Here is a 16,666-nt window from a genome sequence, read left to right on the forward strand (position 1 = left end):
TCATCAGCGTCGCTGACGCATGCTCAGGGAGATTTCCACCCTGAGCTATAAGTGCCTATCGTACCTTACGTTTTTCGAAAGCGCCGCCGGGCAAAACTCACCGCTGGAGCCGCCCCGCCAAATGTACCGCTACCTCAACCCCGCTGCGTTCCAGCGATATAGACTCCCCTTCCCACGCCGCCTGGCGCGTTAAGCAGGTCAAAATGCCGCCGGGCGGCATCTCAATAGCCAGTCGCGCGTCGCGTTCGTTGGCGGAAATGACTGCCTCCTGCCAGCGCACGGTGCGGGCCATATTCATCGCCAGATCGTCGGCGATCTTCTCCGGCTGCCACAGCACGCGGCCGGTGCTGCCGCTAAGATACGCTAAGCGTGGGCGAGAGAGCGTCACTTTTTCAAACGCCGCCACCAGCTTCTGCGCCGGCTCCGCCAGCAGCGCGCAGTGCGATGGTACGCTGACCGCCAGTCGTTTGGCCTTGCTCGCCCCTTTCGCCAGCGCGCGCTCGGCTACCTGCGCCATCCCGTCATCGCGTCCGGCGATCACAATCTGCGTTTCGGCGTTCAGGTTCGCAATATAGGTTCCGGTGCCTTCGATAAGCTGTTCCACCTGCGGCAGGGTCAAGCCCATAATCGCCGTCAGGCCATAGCCGTGCGGATACGCCTGCTCCATTAAATCGCCACGCAGCGCGACCAGCCTAAGCGCGTCGGTGAAATCCAGCGCGCCCGCGATAACCGCCGCCGGGTATGCGCCAATGGACAGCCCGCTGACGATATCCGGCGTTACGCCGCGTCGCTCAAGCTCGCGCGCCCAGGCGACACCGGCTATCAGCAGCGAAAGCTGCACCGCGCGGGTATGGGATAACGAAGCAGCGCTATCCAGCGTATCAACCTCCGCCCCCAACACCTCGCGCGCCTGAGCCAGCTCGGTACCCGGCAGGTTTTGCAGCATGCCTTCATGCTGCGTGCCCTGCCCCGGAAAAGTAAACAGTATTTTCATCACGCCTCCCTGTGCCACGGGTCCGTCACCAGACGCGGCCCGCGGCGGGTTTTCAGCAGCGTTTTGCCGTCGCGCAGCCACTCCGCCAGCGCAAAGCCGCCCTCAGGCGTATCCACCTGCGTATCTGCCCGGCACAGCGCGCGGCTAAGCTGGGCTTGCCAGGCGGCAAACGCATCGGGGGAGAGAGGCTGCGGAGCGCGGATCAGCAGGTCGAGATCGCTGTCGGCATGGATAACCGGAATGCCGGTTGCCAGCGCGTAGCCGGTGCTGCCGGTAATGCCCCACGACCACGGCCACGGCTGCTGGGAAAGTTGCAGCGCCACCTGAACCGGCGGCTGCGTCACAAAGGGCGAGCGCAGCAGATCGGCCGTTACGCTCAGTGATTCGGGCGTAACCACGCGCGTCACGCGTTCTGGCTTCACCCATCCGGCCGCCCGCTGGTCGCGGCGCAATCCGCGCACGCCAACGGGAATACGGCCTTCGCTATCAACATCACGCCGCACCACTACCGGCAGGCCGGTATGCCAGGCCGCCTCCACCCAAGATTCGGTGATGCCTTCCAGCGCGTCACGCGCGGTAAGCCAGATGAGGTCGTGGGGGCGTAATGTTGTGGTCATGATTACATTCCTGAAGTCAGCGAGATAAACAGCGGCAGCGACAGGATACACAGTACGGAGCTTAACAGCAGCACGGCTTCCGCATCCGGTGACTGCACGCCAAAGCGGTTACCGAACACCACGCCGAAGAAGCCAGCTGACAGCGCAATCATCAGGATAGCGGTGATCGCCACAGAACCGTGCAGGCCGAAGATCAAGACGATACCCCAGGCAATCGCAGGCTGGATCAGCAGCTTGGCGATGGTAGAGGTGATCACCATGGTGTTGATCTGCAGCTTACGAGCAGAGAGGATCACCCCGGTCAGGAACAGCGCAGCTGCGGTGGCGGACAGCCCCAGCGGTTTAATCGCCGCGAGAACCAGTTCCGGCATTTTGATGCCGATAGCGGAGAGGATCACCCCCAGCAGTGGACCCATAACGATCGGTTTTTTAATCGAGCGCCACATCAGCACCGGCAGCATGGAGAGGGTTGAGCCGGAGTTATTCCCTTCGGCGCGCGCTTTTTCACGCTCAAGGATCAGCAGGCAGAACGGCGTCATCAGTACGGAGCCGCAGGCGATGGAGACCGCCACGGAGAGCGAGGTAGAAGAACTTTCACCCAGCACGCTGCCCAGGATTGGCAGGCCGAGCGCCGCATAGTTCGGCAGGGCGACGGTCAGCGTCAGCACGGCCGCATCCTGCGGAGATTTTTTAAAGACTTTGGTGGCGAGGAAGTAGATGGCCGCATAGGTTATCCACATCGCCAGAGTCAGCACCAGAATCAGCGGCGACTGGGCCACGATGCCGGTCCATGGCGTTTGCACGGTGGCGCTAAACAGCGCGGCAGGCAGTGCAAAATCCATGACGAAAATATTAAGCAGGGAAACATTTTTGTTATCGACCATCTTTGCCTTACCGGCCCAGAATCCCAGTAGCATGATGACGAAAATCGGTGCAAGAGCATGAACAATTACGTAAGTCATAAATCACCTGTAGTAAAAAAGTTATAGCACTGGCGCGATGTTTATTATTTTCAGGATGCAGCCTCCCGCGTGGGCGCAACGTACGCCCACGGGGTTGTGCATCTGGCAGGTCTCTTTTTACTTACCAGCTGGCCCGCATGCGTTCGCGAACGAGTGCCGAGCTGCGGCGGTTGTCAGCGCCTAAGCGGTTTTTCAGGGTGGCGTCCTGACGCGCGTCGTTGATGGCCTGTTGCAGCGTGGTTTTCACCTGCGCCAGATCGTTATCGGTTGGGGCATCCGGGTTGCTGATGTCCAGCAGGCTGGAAAGCAGCCCCAGCGTGGCGTAGTTGCTGATGTCATACGCCATCGGCGGAATGGTGGCCGCCAGTTTTTCCAGCGCCTCCACGGTACGCAGGGTGATACGCGCCGCAGATTCTTTACCCATCGCGTGGATCAGTACGCCTTTGTCGTTGAAGGCGATCAGGCGGTTAGCCTGGTAGCCGTGCGCCAGAAACGCGCCGGACATCGCTTTGCCGACAATCAGGCCAATCACCGGATGACCGGCCAGACGCGCGTTAGCGTAGGCCGCAGCGGCACCGGCCAGCGCCTGGTGAATACCAAACGCCTCTTCACGACGACCATAGGCCTGACTTGGGACGTCAATCACCGCCACAATCGGGCGTTTAACGGCTTTATCGGCATCGGCGGCAACGGTTTCACTGACCACTTTTGCCAGCGTCCAGCCTTCAAGCAGGCCCACTTCGCCCTGCGCGGCACGCGGATAGTGGTTGTTGGCATCCGGGACGACGGCGACAAAACGCACCGTTTCACCGTTAAGCTCACCGTCTGCGGCCTGCACGGACGGGCAGAGCCCTTCCAGACGTTTGGCGTTCGGGGCGAGGGTTTCCAGCCAGAGTTCGCCACGGCTCATTGAATTACTCATCATTTCACCTCCCGGGCAAAAAGCGCTTTAATCTGTTCGGCATCGGCCTGTTTGCGGGTGTCGAAATTCGTCAGACGGTTCAGGTAATCGTCGTAGTTATCGGTACGGTGTTTCGCCGGCACGCCTTTCGCAATCGCGTCGTTCATTGCCGCTTTCACCGCGTTCACGCCGTCACCCACCAGCGCATCCACCAGGCCGCTTTCATAGCGCACTTCGCCGCCGGTCATGCTCCAGATAAACGGACGGTCCCGGGAGTCGTACTCTTCAATCCCCGCTTCCTGTTCGATAACCTGCGGGCCGTTCAGGCCAAGACGCGCTTCGCGGGTCACAATCAGGTAGCTGCACAGCGCTGCGGCGATGGACATCCCGCCGAAGCAGCCCACGGTCCCGGCCACAATGCCGATCACCGGCGTGTAGCGACGCAGATCGACAATCGCGGCGTGGATATCGGCAATCGCCGCCAGGCCCAGGTTGGCTTCCTGCAAGCGCACGCCGCCGGTTTCGAGGCACAGCACCGCCTGAGTCGGGATACCGTTGCGGTTATCTTCCGCCGCCAACTCCAGCGCCGCCGCCATTTTGGCACCGGACACTTCGCCCATACTGCCGCCCTGGAACGCGCCTTCGATGGCAACTACCACGGCAGGCTGACCGTTGATGGTCCCTTTCGCTACCACCATGCCGTCGTCGGCCTGCGGCACAATCCCCTGCGGCCCCAGCCACGGAGAAATAATGCCTTCAAACGGATCCAGCAGTTCGCGGTAGCTGCCCTCATCCAGCAGCGCCTGCGCACGCTGGCGTGCTTTTAGTTCGATAAAGCTGCTGTCATCACGCATGGCTCACCCCCTCAAAAACCTGTTCGATACGAATGCGCGCCACGCCCGGCGTCGCGCCGAAGTCGTGGATGGTCAGTTTGCCTGCGGGCAGGCTGCTGACGGTTTGCAGGCGGGTAAACAGAGCTTCCCAGCGACCGCGGCTGTTGTCGACGGAAGTGGTGATATCAATGGTTAACGTCTGGCCCGGTTCGGCGGCGAAAAGCACCTCCATATCCCCGGAACCGACAACCCCAGCCAGCGCTTTACCGCTTAACGCGCGGCTGGCGGGCATGGTTAATGTGATTTTTTCCATAACATCCTCTTAATGCTTTGAATAAGGCGTTTCGACGCGGTCGAGAAACAGCGTGGCGGCAAGCAGGTCGGCAGCGCCGCCCGGTGAGGCGTTGAGTGCCAGCATCTGACGATCTAACGTTGCCAGCGCCAGTTGGCCTGCGGGTGTGGCACATCCTCCGGCGTTCAGCACGGCGCGGGCGCCGTCCTGCATGGCGTCCAGCCCCTCCATTCCGGCGCGCGACAGCACGCAGGTATCGGTAAGCGACGTCATGATGGCCATCAGCGCGTCGAGCCTCGCCTGCGCTTCGCTACTGCCGTTAAGTCGGCTCAGACGAAGCTGCGGCAGCGCACGCTGCATGATGTGCGGAAACGCCTGCTGCGCCTCTTCACGCGCGCCCGGCACGCGATAGCGATGCGTGGCGCGTAGCCCTTTGCTGAACACTTTCGGTGCGGCGTCATCCGGCAGTTTTGCCAGCCGGGCGGCGGTGTCTGCGACGGTTTGCGCAGAGGCGTCGCCGCCCTGCATCCCCACCGCGCTGACCAGTAATCCCAGCGCCCAAATCGCACCCCGGTGGGTATTGACCCCGCCGGTCGCATTCATCATCTGCTGCTCGCCTTCGCGGCCAAGCCGCCCGACAGTTTGCCTGAGCGCAACGTCAGCCGGACGCTGCCAGCTTTGCTGCGCCAGCGCCTGAAACGTAGGGGTCAGGCTGTGCGCGGAGCGCTCCATCAGCGCCAGCGTAAGATCGTGGTGCGCGCCGTTCCCCCGACTGTCCACCAGACCGGGTTTCGGGCTTAATCGTGCTTCGTCAATCAGACACTGCGTGGCGGTTCGCGCCAGCCATTCGGCACCGCCTTCAACCTGAATCTGGGGCAGAAGTTTCATTACCAGCTCCGGAATTTCGCAGGTGGGTTATACAGACCGCCGGACCACTCAACGAGGTCAGACACGCTGCCCGCCGCCAGCAGTGAGCGGGTGGCATCAGTGCGGCGAATGCCCATATCTTCCGGGTAAACCACTTTTCCGCTCTGGCGAAGTTCTGCGACGCGTTTGGCGTCTACGCCCAGACCGATATCGGTGATCCCCGCCACGGCGGCAACCATCGCCCGACGCTCTTCCAGATCTTTGGCGCGATAGAGGTAAGCAATCCCCTCTTCGGTCAGGACGTGGGTCACGTCATCGCCGTAAATCATTACCGGTGCCAGCGGCATCCCGGAGGCTTTCGCCACGTCGACGGCATCCAGTTTCTCCACAAAGGTCGGCTTCACGCCTGCCTGGAAGGTTTCCACCATCTGCACGACCAGTTTTTTACCGCGCTGCAGTGGGTCAGGCTCGGTGATCATGTTCAGCCAGGCCGGTGTGGCGTGGCGACGACCGTGCGGATCGTGGCCCATGTTTGGCGCGCCGCCGAAGCCGGAGAGACGCCCGCGGGTCACGGTTGAGGAGTTAGCGTAGCCGTCCACCTGGAGGGTGGAGCCAATAAACATATCCACCGCATACTGGCCTGCCAGCTGGCAGAAGGCGCGGTTGGAACGCATGGAGCCGTCGGCACCGGTAAAGAAGATGTCCGGGCGGGCGCGGATGTACTCTTCCATCCCCAGCTCGCCGCCGAAGCAGTGCACGCTTTCCACCCAGCCGCTTTCAATCGCCGGGATCAACGTTGGATGCGGGTTCAGGGTCCAGTGCTTACAGATTTTGCCCTTCAGGCCGAGCTGTTCGCCGTAGGTCGGCAGCAGCAGCTCAATCGCTGCGGTGTTAAAGCCGATCCCGTGGTTGAGGGACTGCACCTGATGTTCCGCGTAGATGCCCTTAATCGCCATCATCGCCATCAGGATGTGTTCCTGTTTGATCAGGCGCGGGTCGCGGGTGAACAGCGGTTCAATAAAGAACGGCTTGTCGGCCACTACCACGTAGTCGATCCAGGAGCCTGGAATATCCACGCGCGGCAGATCGCATTCGTCGTCCACCAGTTCGTTCACCTGTGCGATGACGATCCCGTCGTGGAACGCGGCGGCTTCAACCAGCGCCGGGGTATCTTCGGTGCTCGCCCCGGTATACAGGTTGCCTTTACGGTCCGCTTTGAAACCGGCGATGAGCGCAACGTTCGGAGAAAGATCGACATACAGGCGTGAATAGAGCTCGATGTAGGTGTGGATGGCGCCGATTTCGAGCTGGCCGTCTTCCAGCAACTGCGAAATACGCAGGCTCTGGGTGCCGGAGAAAGAGAAGTCCAGCTTGCGGGCGATGCCTTTTTCAAAGATATCCAGATGCTCGCTGCGACCGACGCTTGGCATGATCATATGCAGGTCATGCACCGTTTGCGGGTTGACGTCGGCGAGGGAGCGGGAAAGGAAATCGGCCTGTTTCTGGTTGTTACCTTCCAGAACGACTTTGTCGCCAGGCGCGATCAGTTTTTCCAGCATGGCGACGATATCGCCGGTGGGTAGTACCTTGCCCTGCACCGGTACGGATGCCAGACGGCGCGCTTTTTCCGTGCGTCGTGTGTTCCATTGCCGGGTAGGTGTTTGCCCAGATAACATTATTAACCTCCTGATTCAGCACATCATTCTGATTGCTTAACGTTGAGTAAAGTGTGCGCTCTGGTGATAAAGGCATCAATTAAGCGTAGAGCGTAATCATTAGCCTGAGAGTAATAATCTCAGTAAAGAAATGTGATCGGGATCAGTTCATGTTTCGGAAAAACGGGCTAAACGGGGTACAATTCGGAAGATATCGTAAATAACAGACAATAATTAGCATCGCCGTTATGACCCAAATAATCCCGTCCGACTTTGAGATAGCCGCTGAAGAGCGCGCCGAATTCGTGCCTATGCGCGGCGTGGCGAACCCTCATCTGCAAACCATGCTGCCGCGCCTGATCCGTCGCAAGGTGCAGTTCACCCCGCACTGGCAACGGCTCGATTTGCCGGACGGCGACTTTCTGGATCTGGCCTGGAGCGAAGATCCCGATCAGGCGCGCCACAAGCCGCGCCTGGTGGTATTTCATGGTCTGGAAGGCAGCCTGCACAGCCCTTACGCGCACGGGTTAATCCAGGCGGCAAAAGCACGCGGCTGGCTCGGTGTGGTGATGCACTTTCGCGGATGCAGCGGCGAGCCAAACCGTCAGAAACGCATTTATCACTCCGGTGAGACCGAAGACGGCACCTGGTTTTTGCACTGGCTGCGCGACAGTTTCGGCACCGTGCCGACGGCCGCCGTCGGGTATTCGCTGGGCGGTAACATGCTGGCCTGCCTGCTGGCGAAAGAGAGCGACGCGGTTCCGCTGGACGCCGCCGTCATCGTCTCCGCGCCGTTTATGCTGGAGCAGTGCAGCTACCATATGGAAAAAGGCTTTTCCCGGGTCTATCAGCGCTATCTGCTTAACCTGCTGAAGGCCAACGCCGCCCGTAAGCTGAAGGCCTACCCGGACACGCTGCCTATCAGCCTGCAGCAGCTCAAGCGCGTGAAGCGTCTGCGGGAGTTTGATGATCTGATTACCTCAAAAATTCACGGCTTTGCCGACGCGATTGACTATTATCGTCAGTGCAGCGCCATGCCGCTGCTGAATCAAATTACAAAGCCGACGCTGATTATTCACGCGAAGGACGATCCGTTTATGGATCACCACTCCATTCCGTCGCCCGGGCATTTACCGGCAAACGTGCAGTATCAGCTCACCGAGTACGGCGGGCACGTCGGCTTTGTCGGCGGCACGCTGCGTCGGCCCAAAATGTGGCTTGAGACGCGCATTCCTGACTGGTTAACGACTTATCTGGACGGTATAAAATGATTATTCCCTGGCAGGATCTCTCTCCCGAAACGCTCGATAATCTGATTGAAAGCTTTGTATTGCGGGAAGGCACCGATTATGGTGAACATGAACGTTCGCTTGAACAAAAGGTCAGCGATGTAAAACGCCAGCTGAAAAGCGGCGACGTGGTGCTGGTGTGGTCCGAACTGCATGAGACGGTCAATATCATGCCCCGCAACGCGTTTCACGGCTGACCGCTAAACCTTTTCAGTCAGGGAGTTGCTATGTCTGCCAGACATCCGGTTATTGCCGTCACGGGTTCGAGCGGTGCGGGAACCACCACCACCAGCCTCGCCTTTCGCAAGATTTTCGCCCAGCTCAATCTCCGGGCTGCTGAGGTAGAGGGCGACAGCTTTCACCGCTATACGCGTCCGGAAATGGACATGGCCATCCGCAAGGCGCGCGATTTGGGGAAACACATTAGCTACTTCGGCCCCGAGGCGAATGACTTCGGCCTGCTGGAGCAGACCTTTGCGGAATATGGCCTGAGCGGTAAAGGGCAATCCCGTAAATATCTTCATACCTATGACGAAGCCGTACCCTGGAACCAGGTGCCGGGCACCTTTACGCCCTGGCAGCCGCTGCCGGAACCCACCGACGTGTTGTTTTATGAAGGGCTGCATGGCGGCGTGGTCACGCCACAGCACGACGTGGCGCGCCATGTTGACCTGCTGGTGGGCGTGGTGCCGATTGTTAACCTGGAGTGGATCCAGAAGCTGACGCGCGACATCAGCGAACGCGGTCATTCGCGCGAGGCGGTGATGGACTCGGTGGTGCGCTCGATGGAAGATTACATTAACTTCCTGACGCCGCAGTTCTCCCGCACCCATATCAACTTCCAGCGCGTGCCGACGGTAGACACCTCCAACCCGTTCGCCGCCAAAACCATTCCGTCGCTGGACGAGAGCTTTGTGGTCATCCATTTCCGCAATCTGGACGGGATCGACTACCCGTGGCTGCTGGCGATGCTGCAGGGGTCGTTTATTTCACATATCAATACGTTGGTGGTGCCGGGCGGAAAAATGGGGCTGGCGATGGAGTTAATCATGACGCCGCTGGTGCAGCGGTTGATGGAAGGCAAGCAGATCGCGTGAGTTGTTTTGCCCGGTGGCGCTGCGCTTACCTGGCCTACGGTCGTGCTTTTGTAGGGCGGGTCAGCGAAGCGCCACCCGCCAAAAGATTAGGCCTCAATCACTTCATACGAATGGGTAATATTCACCGCTTTCTCAAGCATTAACGCCACAGAGCAGTACTTCTCCGCAGACAGGTCAACCGCGCGCGACACCGCCGCGTCTTTCAGGTCTTTACCTGTAACAATAAAGTGCAGATTGATATGCGTGAACAGGCGTGGCGCCTCTTCGCGGCGTTCAGACGTGAGCTTCACTTCGCAATCGGTCACGTCGTGACGGCCTTTTTGCAGGATCGACACCACGTCGATAGCGCTGCATCCCCCCGCCGCCATCAGCACCATCTCCATAGGGCTTGGGGCTTTATCGCCGGAGTTACCGTCCATCAAAATTTGGTGGCCTGACGCAGACTCGCCCAGGAACGTCAGCCCTTCTACCCACTTTACACGCGCTTGCATATTCATTAACTCCAACGTTGCATTTTTGGTGACAGAGTACGCGCGCGTTACATTTCACGCAACGGAAGGCGACCTGCATCATGCTGAAGCGAGACACCAGGAGACACGCGTCAAAAGCTATGCTAAAACACTCAGGATGCTACAGTAATACATTGACGTTACACATGTATGCAGAGGACATCAAACTTTACTGGCTGCGAAACGTTACGACAGCCGACTTCCCAGGGTATGGGTAAGAATTCGATTGCAACCCCAGAGTCAGGATGCGATTTATGGCTCTGGTGACAGCTTATAACAGAGGATAACAGCGCATGGTGCTTGGCAAACCGCAAACAGACCCGACTCTCGAATGGTTCTTGTCTCATTGCCACATTCATAAGTACCCATCGAAGAGCACGCTGATTCACCAGGGTGAAAAAGCGGAAACGTTGTATTACATCGTCAAAGGCTCGGTGGCAGTGCTGATCAAAGATGAAGAAGGGAAAGAGATGATCCTTTCTTATCTGAACCAGGGCGATTTCATCGGTGAACTGGGCCTGTTTGAAGAGGGCCAGGAACGTAGCGCCTGGGTTCGTGCGAAAACCGCATGTGAAGTGGCTGAAATTTCTTACAAGAAGTTCCGTCAGTTGATTCAGGTAAACCCTGACATCCTGATGCGTCTCTCTTCCCAGATGGCTCGCCGTCTGCAGGTGACGTCTGAGAAAGTGGGCAACCTTGCCTTCCTCGACGTTACCGGCCGTATCGCGCAGACCCTGCTGAACCTGGCTAAACAGCCGGACGCGATGACCCACCCTGACGGCATGCAAATTAAAATTACCCGCCAGGAAATTGGTCAGATCGTCGGTTGCTCCCGTGAAACAGTGGGCCGTATCCTGAAAATGCTGGAAGACCAGAACCTGATCTCTGCCCACGGTAAAACCATCGTGGTCTACGGAACCCGTTAATTACGGTCAAACGGCGTGCCACCGCAAGGTGACACGCCGTTTTTGTCTCTACTCCCCATGTGGCGCAGGCTGATCTATCACCCGGAAGTTAACTACGCACTGCGGCAAACGCTGGTGTTGTGCCTTCCTGTGGCCGTGGGCCTGATCCTTGGTCATCTCCAGCAGGGTCTGCTGTTTTCCCTTGTGCCTGCCTGCTGCAACATTGCGGGCCTCGACACGCCGCATAAGCGCTTTTTCAAACGCCTGATCGTTGGCGGCTGCCTGTTTGCAGGCTGTAGCCTGGCGGTGCAGCTTCTGCTGGCCCGGGATATTCCGCTGCCGCTCATTCTGACCGTGCTGGCAATGACGCTCGGCGTGACTGCTGAAATCAGCTCGCTGCACGCCCGACTGCTGCCCGCCTCGCTGATTGCCGCCATCTTTACGCTGAGCCTGGCGGGCAATATGCCGGTGTGGGAGCCGCTGCTAATCTACGCCCTCGGCACGCTGTGGTACGGCGTATTCAACTGGTTTTGGTTCTGGCTGTGGCGGGAACAGCCGCTGCGCGAATCCCTGAGCCTGCTCTACGTGCAGCTGGCGGAGTACTGCGAGGCCAAATACACCCTGCTGACCCAGCACACCGATCCGGAAAAATCACTGCCGCCGCTGCTGACGCGACAGCAAAAGGTGGTGGATCTGATTGGCCAGTGTTACCAGCAGCTGCATATGCTTGCCGCCAATAAAAACCATGATTACAAGCGGCTGCTGCGCATCTTCCAGGTGGGGCTGGATCTGCAGGAGCACATCTCGGTCAGCCTGCATCACCCGCAAGAGGTGCAAAAGCTGGTCGAGCGTAGCCACGCCGAAGCGGTGATCCGCTGGAACGCTCAGACAGTATCCGCGCGCCTGCGGGTGCTGGCGGACGACATTCTTTATCACCGCTACCCCACGCGCTTTAACATGGATAAGCCCCTCGGCGCGCTGGAGAAGATTGCCCGCCAGCACCCGGATAACCCGGTCGGGCAGTTCGCCGCCTGGCACTTCAGCCGCATCGCGCGCGTCCTGCGCACCCAGCGTCCGCTCTACCCACGCGACCTGATGGCCGATAAACAAAAACGGCTCCCGCTGCTGCCCGCCCTTAAAAGCTACCTGTCGCTGAAATCCCCGGCGCTGCGTAACGCCGCGCGCATCAGCGTGATGCTGAGCATCGCCAGCCTGATGGGGATGGCGCTGCACCTGCCGAAGCCATACTGGATCTTAATGACCGTGCTGTTTGTCACTCAAAACGGCTACGGCGCCACGCGGGTGCGCATCCTGCACCGGGCGGGCGGCACGATTGCCGGGCTGGTCATTGCCGGGGTCACCCTGCACTTCCACGTGCCGGAGGGATATACGCTGGCGGGAATGCTGGCAATTACGCTGGTGAGCTACCTGATTATCCGCAAAAGCTACGGCTGGGCGATGGTTGGCTTTACGGTCACGGCGGTATATACCCTGCAGTTGCTTACGCTCAACGGCGAGCAGTTCATCATCGCCCGGCTGGTTGATACGCTGATTGGCTGCCTGATTGCGTTTGGCGGCATGGTCTGGCTGTGGCCGCAGTGGCAGAGCGGGCTGCTCAGGCAAAACGCCCACGACGCGCTGGAGGCAGACCAGGAGGCTATCAGGCTGATCCTTAGCGACGACCCGCAGCCCTCGCCGCTGGCCTATCAGCGCATGAAGGTCAACCAGGCGCACAACGCCCTGTTTAACTCGCTCAACCAGGCGATGCAGGAGCCAGGCTTTAACTCGCACTATCTGGCAGACATGAAATTGTGGGTGACGCACAGCCAGTTTATCGTCGAGCACATCAATGCGATGACGACCCTCGCGCGCGAGCACACGATGCTGACCCCGGATCTGGCGCAGCGCTATTTGCAGTCGTGCGAGATTGCGCTGCAGCGGTGCCAGCAGCGTCTGGAGTATGACTCACCGGGTGAGTCGGGGGATTCAAACATTCTGGAAGCGCCGGAAACGCTAACCCACGGGCCGATGAGCACCCTGGAGCAGCATTTGCAGCGCGTGTTAGGGCATCTGAACACCATGCACACCATTTCGTCGGTGGCATGGCGTCAGCGACCGCATCATGGGATCTGGTTAACGCGCGTACTGAAACGCACGCCGTACTGATTATGTCGGGTGGCGCTACGCTTACCCGACCTACAAGACCTGAACTCCGTGCCTGCCGTTTTGTCGGGTGGCGCTACGCTTACCCGACCTACGGTTTTGTAGGCCCGTGCAAGCGCAGCGCCGCCGGGCAATGAGGTTATCCCCGGACTATCTTACCGACCGCCGCGGCAAACCGGGTTAACCCGTCTTCAATATCCTTATCTTCCACCACCAGCGACGGCGCAAAGCGCATCACGTCCGGCCCGGCGTTGAGCACCATCACCCCTTCGTGCGCGGCGGCGTGCAGGAAATCACGGGCGCGGCCTTTGTACTGCGGCTTCAGCTCGGCGCCAATCAACAGCCCCATCCCGCGGATCTCGCTGAAGACATCAAACTGTTCGTCAATCTGCTGAAGGTGCTTCACAAACTGCTCGCGTTTCGCGTTCACGCCGTTGAGAACCGTCGGCGTGTTGATGATATCAAACGCCGCACCGGCAATCGCGCAGGCCAGCGGGTTGCCGCCGTAGGTGGAACCGTGGGAGCCGACGTGGAACGCGGAAGCGATATCCTGGGTGGTCAGCACCGCGCTGATCGGGAAGCCGCCGCCGAGCGCCTTGGCGCTGGTCAGGATATCCGGCGTGACGCCGTAGTGCATGTAGGCAAACAGATCCCCGGTGCGTCCCATGCCGCATTGCACCTCATCAAACACCAGCAGCGCCTTGTGCTCGTCGCACAGCGCGCGCAGCCCTTTCAGGAATTCCGGCGTGGCCGCCGTCACGCCGCCTTCGCCCTGAATCGGCTCCACCACCACCGCGCAGGTGTGGTCGTCCATCACCGCCTTCACCGCATGCAGATCGTTGAACGGCACGTGGATGATGTCGGCAGGTTTCGGGCCGAAGCCGTCGGAATACTTCGGCTGGCCGCCAACGGACACGGTAAACAGCGAGCGACCGTGAAAGGCATTATGGAAGGCGATGATTTTGGTTTTATACGGGCTGTGGCGGGTTGATGCGTAATAGCGCGCCAGCTTGAACGCGGTTTCGTTGGCTTCAGTGCCGGAGTTCATGAACAGCACGCGCTCGGCAAAGGTGGCGTCGATGATCTTGCGCCCCAGGCGCAGCGCAGGCTCGTTGGTGAAGACGTTGCTGGTGTGCCACAGGGTTTCGCCCTGAGTTTTCAGGGCGTCTACCAGCGCAGGATGGCAATGACCCAGCGCCGTCACCGCAATCCCGCCCGCGAAATCCACATACTCTTTGCCCTGCTGATCCCACACGCGGCTGCCTTTCCCTTTTACCGGGATAAACTCGGCCGGTGCATAAACCGGCAGGATCACTTCGTCGAATGTTGCGCGGGTAATTGCGGATTGTTCAGTTGCCATGTCATGCCCATCCATTTTATGTCACAGTGATTGTGAAAATATAATCACAAAATATGCATAAAAAATCACAACAAGGCAATAGATAATCAGCGATGGAGGAAATTGCCCAGCAGCGGGTGTCCCTGTTCGCTGAGAATGCTCTCGGGGTGGAACTGCACGCCTTCGAGATCCCATTCGCGATGGCGGATCCCCATTATTTCCTGCGTCTCGCTCCAGGCGGTGACCTCAAAGCAGTCGGGCAGCGTCGGCGGATCAATTACTAAAGAGTGATAGCGGGTAACGGTTAACGGGTTATTCAGCCCGGAAAACACGCCAGCGCCTGCGTGGGTGACGGGCGAGGTTTTGCCGTGCATCACTTTTGCGGCACGCACGATGGTTGCCCCAAAGGCCTGGGCGATCGCCTGATGGCCGAGACAAACGCCCAGAATTGGCAGTTTGCCCGCGTAGTGGCGGATCGCGTCCAGAGAGATGCCGGACTCCGACGGCGTGCACGGCCCCGGCGAGATCACTATTTTCTGCGGGGCCAACACGTCAATCTCAGCCAGGGTGATGTCGTCGTTGCGGCGGACAACCACCTCCGCCCCCAGTTCGCAAAAATACTGGTAAAGGTTCCATGTGAAGGAATCGTAGTTATCAATCAGCAGGATCATGGCGGCTCCGGAAAAAAATGCCGCCCTATTCTACTCAGTTTCCCGCGCTTCGCTCACTACTTTGGCAAAGATGGCGTTAAGCGCCGTGAGATCGCCCATCGCGCCGTTCTGGTTGGCGGTGGCCCAGTCGTCCGGGTCGATGCCTTCCCAGCTCAGCTGATAGCCCGCGTGGAGCGCCAGCTGCTCAAAGAAGATGCGCTGCGCGATGCCGTTACCGATGCGGAACGGATGCAGAACGTTAATCTCGCAGTAGTAATGGCTGAGACGAGCGATAAATTCGTCTTTCTCCAGCCCCGCCAGATAGCCCTCCTCTTCGAGATCCTGCATCAGTGCGTTGCCCTCTTTCTCGATATAGGCAAAGTGGCAGAAGCGGGTATCGCCCTGATAAATATCGACTTCGCGGATATCCCCCGCCCACTCGAAAATATCCTGGTAAAGATGGCGATGAATAGCGCACAGGTGCGGAAGCCCCGGCGCGGACGGCCCCAACGGTAGCGTGGCAGCACGCAGCGCGGTAATTTCGTACGCCGCCTGCGCCAGCCGGTCCGCCTGGCGCACGTTAAGACGGTTGCGCATGACGTTCAGGCCGGGGTAGAGATACGGGTCGCGGTCGTCACCGATTTTATCGCTCATAGTGCCTCCTGAGTTCATCAAGGCGGCGCTGGGCATCCTCGGCGTTTAGCGTGACAAGGGGACTTTCGACGCCTTCAAGGCGGCGGCTGGCCTGAAAATTAACGTTGCGCTGCTGTTCCCAGAGTCGGGACTTTTGCCTGTCGGTGAGTTTTTTCACTTAACGCCTCCCTGAATATGTCCGTTTGCCACAAGTATAAGCAGCAAAACGCGCTTTCGCAGGGAGGGCTAAACAACACGGGCAGAGATGCCCGTGTTAAAGAGGATTACGGCAGAACTTTTGCGGAGAGGATAACAACCGGCTTGGTCGGCACATTCTGGTACGGACCGACGTCATGGGTTGGCACCTGAGAAATCTTGTCGGCCACGTCCATGCCTTTCACAATTTTACCAAACACGGCGTACCCGAAGTCGCGCTGGCCGTGGTCGAGGAAGGCGTTATCGGCGACGTTCAGGAAGAACTGGCTGGTCGCGCTGTCTTTATCCGCGGTACGCGCCATCGAGATAGTGCCGCGCTTGTTCAGCAGGCCGTTGTCCGCTTCGTTCTTGATGGGCGGATTAGGTTTCTTTTGCTGCATCTGCTCGTTAAAGCCACCGCCCTGCACCATAAAGCCCGGGATCACGCGGTGGAACGTGGTGTTGTTATAGAAACCGCTGTTCACGTAGTCGAGGAAGTTTTTCACAGAGACGGGAGCTTTCTGACTGTTCAGTTCCAGCTCAATATTGCCGGCGGAGGTGGTCAGCAGGACGTGAGGGTCTCCTTTGGCTGCCAGCGCAGCAGGGGAAACGGCAGAAAGAGCAAACACAGCTGCAACAGCCGCCAGTGTTGATTTGAGCATGAGAATTCCTTAACAAAGCGCAGTAGAGAAAGCGAATGGCTTGATTCTAAAGAGCAGTATGAACGGAGACCAGCCTTTTACCTAATTTTACGAATTTGAAACA

General features: G+C 59.0%; 19 protein-coding genes. 5 read left to right on the forward strand and 14 right to left on the reverse strand.

Translation table 11 applies throughout. From position 1 onward, the window contains the following. Nucleotides 1–97: 97 nt before the first annotated feature. From mdcH to mdcA, 8 genes are all read right to left on the reverse strand, one after another. Nucleotides 98–994 (reverse strand): malonate decarboxylase subunit epsilon, encoded by an 897-nt coding sequence (mdcH, locus tag FFS28_RS18885; RefSeq protein ID WP_058609461.1) that lies wholly within the window; start codon nt 992–994, stop codon nt 98–100. Next, nucleotides 994–1,611: a malonate decarboxylase holo-ACP synthase gene (locus tag FFS28_RS18890; RefSeq protein WP_006177840.1), complete on the reverse strand. Its 618-nt coding sequence runs from the start codon at nt 1,609–1,611 to the stop codon at nt 994–996. The genes mdcH and FFS28_RS18890 overlap by 1 nt, the downstream gene beginning before the upstream one ends. A gap of 2 nt (nt 1,612–1,613) precedes the next feature. Further along, complete coding sequence (locus FFS28_RS18895) at nt 1,614–2,573, reverse strand: AEC family transporter (protein WP_006177842.1); 960 nt, start codon at nt 2,571–2,573, stop codon at nt 1,614–1,616. A gap of 121 nt (nt 2,574–2,694) precedes the next feature. Continuing rightward, nucleotides 2,695–3,495 (reverse strand): biotin-independent malonate decarboxylase subunit gamma, encoded by an 801-nt coding sequence (gene mdcE / locus FFS28_RS18900; RefSeq protein ID WP_042321604.1) that lies wholly within the window; start codon nt 3,493–3,495, stop codon nt 2,695–2,697. Further along, the gene (locus FFS28_RS18905; RefSeq protein WP_046886743.1) at nt 3,495–4,328 is read right to left on the reverse strand and encodes a biotin-independent malonate decarboxylase subunit beta; all 834 of its coding nucleotides are present in this window, start codon (nt 4,326–4,328) and stop codon (nt 3,495–3,497) included. Before FFS28_RS18905 ends, mdcE begins: the two co-directional genes overlap by 1 nt. Continuing rightward, a complete protein-coding gene (mdcC, locus tag FFS28_RS18910; RefSeq protein WP_006177845.1) occupies nt 4,321–4,620 on the reverse strand; it encodes a malonate decarboxylase acyl carrier protein in 300 nt (99 codons plus the stop codon). Before mdcC ends, FFS28_RS18905 begins: the two co-directional genes overlap by 8 nt. A gap of 9 nt (nt 4,621–4,629) precedes the next feature. Then, a complete protein-coding gene (locus FFS28_RS18915) occupies nt 4,630–5,487 on the reverse strand; it encodes a triphosphoribosyl-dephospho-CoA synthase (RefSeq protein ID WP_137903698.1) in 858 nt (285 codons plus the stop codon). After that, nucleotides 5,487–7,142, reverse strand: coding sequence for a malonate decarboxylase subunit alpha (gene mdcA, locus FFS28_RS18920; RefSeq protein ID WP_102890092.1), 1,656 nt, complete (start codon nt 7,140–7,142; stop codon nt 5,487–5,489). The genes FFS28_RS18915 and mdcA overlap by 1 nt, the downstream gene beginning before the upstream one ends. A gap of 227 nt (nt 7,143–7,369) precedes the next feature. Between mdcA and FFS28_RS18925 the strand changes: the two genes are divergently transcribed. From FFS28_RS18925 to FFS28_RS18935, 3 genes are read left to right on the forward strand one after another with little or no spacing between them, the layout of a single operon-like run. After that, nucleotides 7,370–8,392: a hydrolase gene (locus tag FFS28_RS18925; RefSeq protein ID WP_088209210.1), complete on the forward strand. Its 1,023-nt coding sequence runs from the start codon at nt 7,370–7,372 to the stop codon at nt 8,390–8,392. Next, nucleotides 8,389–8,607, forward strand: coding sequence for a YheU family protein (locus tag FFS28_RS18930; RefSeq protein WP_006177849.1), 219 nt, complete (start codon nt 8,389–8,391; stop codon nt 8,605–8,607). Before FFS28_RS18925 ends, FFS28_RS18930 begins: the two co-directional genes overlap by 4 nt. A 30-nt stretch (nt 8,608–8,637) precedes the next feature. Then, nucleotides 8,638–9,507 (forward strand): phosphoribulokinase, encoded by an 870-nt coding sequence (locus tag FFS28_RS18935; protein WP_006177850.1) that lies wholly within the window; start codon nt 8,638–8,640, stop codon nt 9,505–9,507. A gap of 86 nt (nt 9,508–9,593) precedes the next feature. Here the strand turns inward: FFS28_RS18935 and FFS28_RS18940 are convergent, their stop codons facing one another. After that, nucleotides 9,594–9,998, reverse strand: a complete 405-nt coding sequence (locus FFS28_RS18940; RefSeq protein WP_058609467.1) for an OsmC family protein — start codon at nt 9,996–9,998, stop codon at nt 9,594–9,596. A gap of 311 nt (nt 9,999–10,309) precedes the next feature. On the opposite strand from FFS28_RS18940, the gene crp reads away from it, so the two are divergent. Both crp and FFS28_RS18950 read left to right on the forward strand, forming a co-directional pair. Further along, nucleotides 10,310–10,942: a cAMP-activated global transcriptional regulator CRP gene (gene crp, locus FFS28_RS18945; protein WP_000242758.1), complete on the forward strand. Its 633-nt coding sequence runs from the start codon at nt 10,310–10,312 to the stop codon at nt 10,940–10,942. Between the two features lie 57 nt (nt 10,943–10,999). Next, nucleotides 11,000–13,087 carry a YccS/YhfK family putative transporter gene (locus tag FFS28_RS18950; RefSeq protein WP_006177852.1) on the forward strand — a complete coding sequence of 696 codons (2,088 nt, stop codon included), beginning with the start codon at nt 11,000–11,002 and terminating at the stop codon, nt 13,085–13,087. A 136-nt stretch (nt 13,088–13,223) separates the two neighbouring features. On the opposite strand, the gene argD is transcribed toward FFS28_RS18950, so the two are convergent. The 5 genes from argD to ppiA form a co-directional block, all read right to left on the reverse strand. After that, on the reverse strand, nt 13,224–14,444 hold the full coding sequence (gene argD / locus FFS28_RS18960) for a bifunctional acetylornithine/succinyldiaminopimelate transaminase (RefSeq protein ID WP_171007421.1): 1,221 nt from the start codon (nt 14,442–14,444) through the stop codon (nt 13,224–13,226). 86 nt (nt 14,445–14,530) lie between these two features. Next, nucleotides 14,531–15,094 (reverse strand): aminodeoxychorismate synthase component 2, encoded by a 564-nt coding sequence (gene pabA, locus FFS28_RS18965; protein WP_058609469.1) that lies wholly within the window; start codon nt 15,092–15,094, stop codon nt 14,531–14,533. 30 nt (nt 15,095–15,124) lie between these two features. After that, entirely contained in the window at nt 15,125–15,727 is a 603-nt protein-coding gene (locus FFS28_RS18970; RefSeq protein ID WP_042321619.1) for a putative adenosine monophosphate-protein transferase Fic, read from the reverse strand. Then, nucleotides 15,717–15,884 carry a FicA/YhfG family antitoxin gene (gene ficA, locus FFS28_RS18975; RefSeq protein ID WP_006177858.1) on the reverse strand — a complete coding sequence of 56 codons (168 nt, stop codon included), beginning with the start codon at nt 15,882–15,884 and terminating at the stop codon, nt 15,717–15,719. Before ficA ends, FFS28_RS18970 begins: the two co-directional genes overlap by 11 nt. Nucleotides 15,885–15,990: 106 nt before the next feature. Then, nucleotides 15,991–16,563 carry a peptidylprolyl isomerase A gene (ppiA, locus tag FFS28_RS18980; protein ID WP_006177859.1) on the reverse strand — a complete coding sequence of 191 codons (573 nt, stop codon included), beginning with the start codon at nt 16,561–16,563 and terminating at the stop codon, nt 15,991–15,993. Between the last annotated feature and the right edge of the window lie 103 nt (nt 16,564–16,666).

It is taken from the genome of Enterobacter sp. 2VL (assembly GCF_005503595.1).
Classification (GTDB): Bacteria; Pseudomonadota; Gammaproteobacteria; order Enterobacterales; family Enterobacteriaceae; genus Enterobacter; species Enterobacter cancerogenus.

Coding starts and splice junctions, on each gene's coding strand:
- FFS28_RS18935 (WP_006177850.1), top strand. CDS start 8,638: ATGTCTGCCAGACATCCGGTTATTGCCGTCACGGGTTCGAGCGGTGCG.
- mdcE (WP_042321604.1), bottom strand. CDS start 3,495: ATGAGTAATTCAATGAGCCGTGGCGAACTCTGGCTGGAAACCCTCGCC.
- mdcH (WP_058609461.1), bottom strand. CDS start 994: ATGAAAATACTGTTTACTTTTCCGGGGCAGGGCACGCAGCATGAAGGC.
- mdcA (WP_102890092.1), bottom strand. CDS start 7,142: ATGTTATCTGGGCAAACACCTACCCGGCAATGGAACACACGACGCACG.
- FFS28_RS18940 (WP_058609467.1), bottom strand. CDS start 9,998: ATGCAAGCGCGTGTAAAGTGGGTAGAAGGGCTGACGTTCCTGGGCGAG.
- ppiA (WP_006177859.1), bottom strand. CDS start 16,563: ATGCTCAAATCAACACTGGCGGCTGTTGCAGCTGTGTTTGCTCTTTCT.
- FFS28_RS18970 (WP_042321619.1), bottom strand. CDS start 15,727: ATGAGCGATAAAATCGGTGACGACCGCGACCCGTATCTCTACCCCGGC.
- FFS28_RS18950 (WP_006177852.1), top strand. CDS start 11,000: ATGTGGCGCAGGCTGATCTATCACCCGGAAGTTAACTACGCACTGCGG.
- FFS28_RS18915 (WP_137903698.1), bottom strand. CDS start 5,487: ATGAAACTTCTGCCCCAGATTCAGGTTGAAGGCGGTGCCGAATGGCTG.
- pabA (WP_058609469.1), bottom strand. CDS start 15,094: ATGATCCTGCTGATTGATAACTACGATTCCTTCACATGGAACCTTTAC.
- FFS28_RS18905 (WP_046886743.1), bottom strand. CDS start 4,328: ATGCGTGATGACAGCAGCTTTATCGAACTAAAAGCACGCCAGCGTGCG.
- FFS28_RS18895 (WP_006177842.1), bottom strand. CDS start 2,573: ATGACTTACGTAATTGTTCATGCTCTTGCACCGATTTTCGTCATCATG.
- FFS28_RS18890 (WP_006177840.1), bottom strand. CDS start 1,611: ATGACCACAACATTACGCCCCCACGACCTCATCTGGCTTACCGCGCGT.
- FFS28_RS18930 (WP_006177849.1), top strand. CDS start 8,389: ATGATTATTCCCTGGCAGGATCTCTCTCCCGAAACGCTCGATAATCTG.
- argD (WP_171007421.1), bottom strand. CDS start 14,444: ATGGCAACTGAACAATCCGCAATTACCCGCGCAACATTCGACGAAGTG.
- FFS28_RS18925 (WP_088209210.1), top strand. CDS start 7,370: ATGACCCAAATAATCCCGTCCGACTTTGAGATAGCCGCTGAAGAGCGC.
- mdcC (WP_006177845.1), bottom strand. CDS start 4,620: ATGGAAAAAATCACATTAACCATGCCCGCCAGCCGCGCGTTAAGCGGT.
- crp (WP_000242758.1), top strand. CDS start 10,310: ATGGTGCTTGGCAAACCGCAAACAGACCCGACTCTCGAATGGTTCTTG.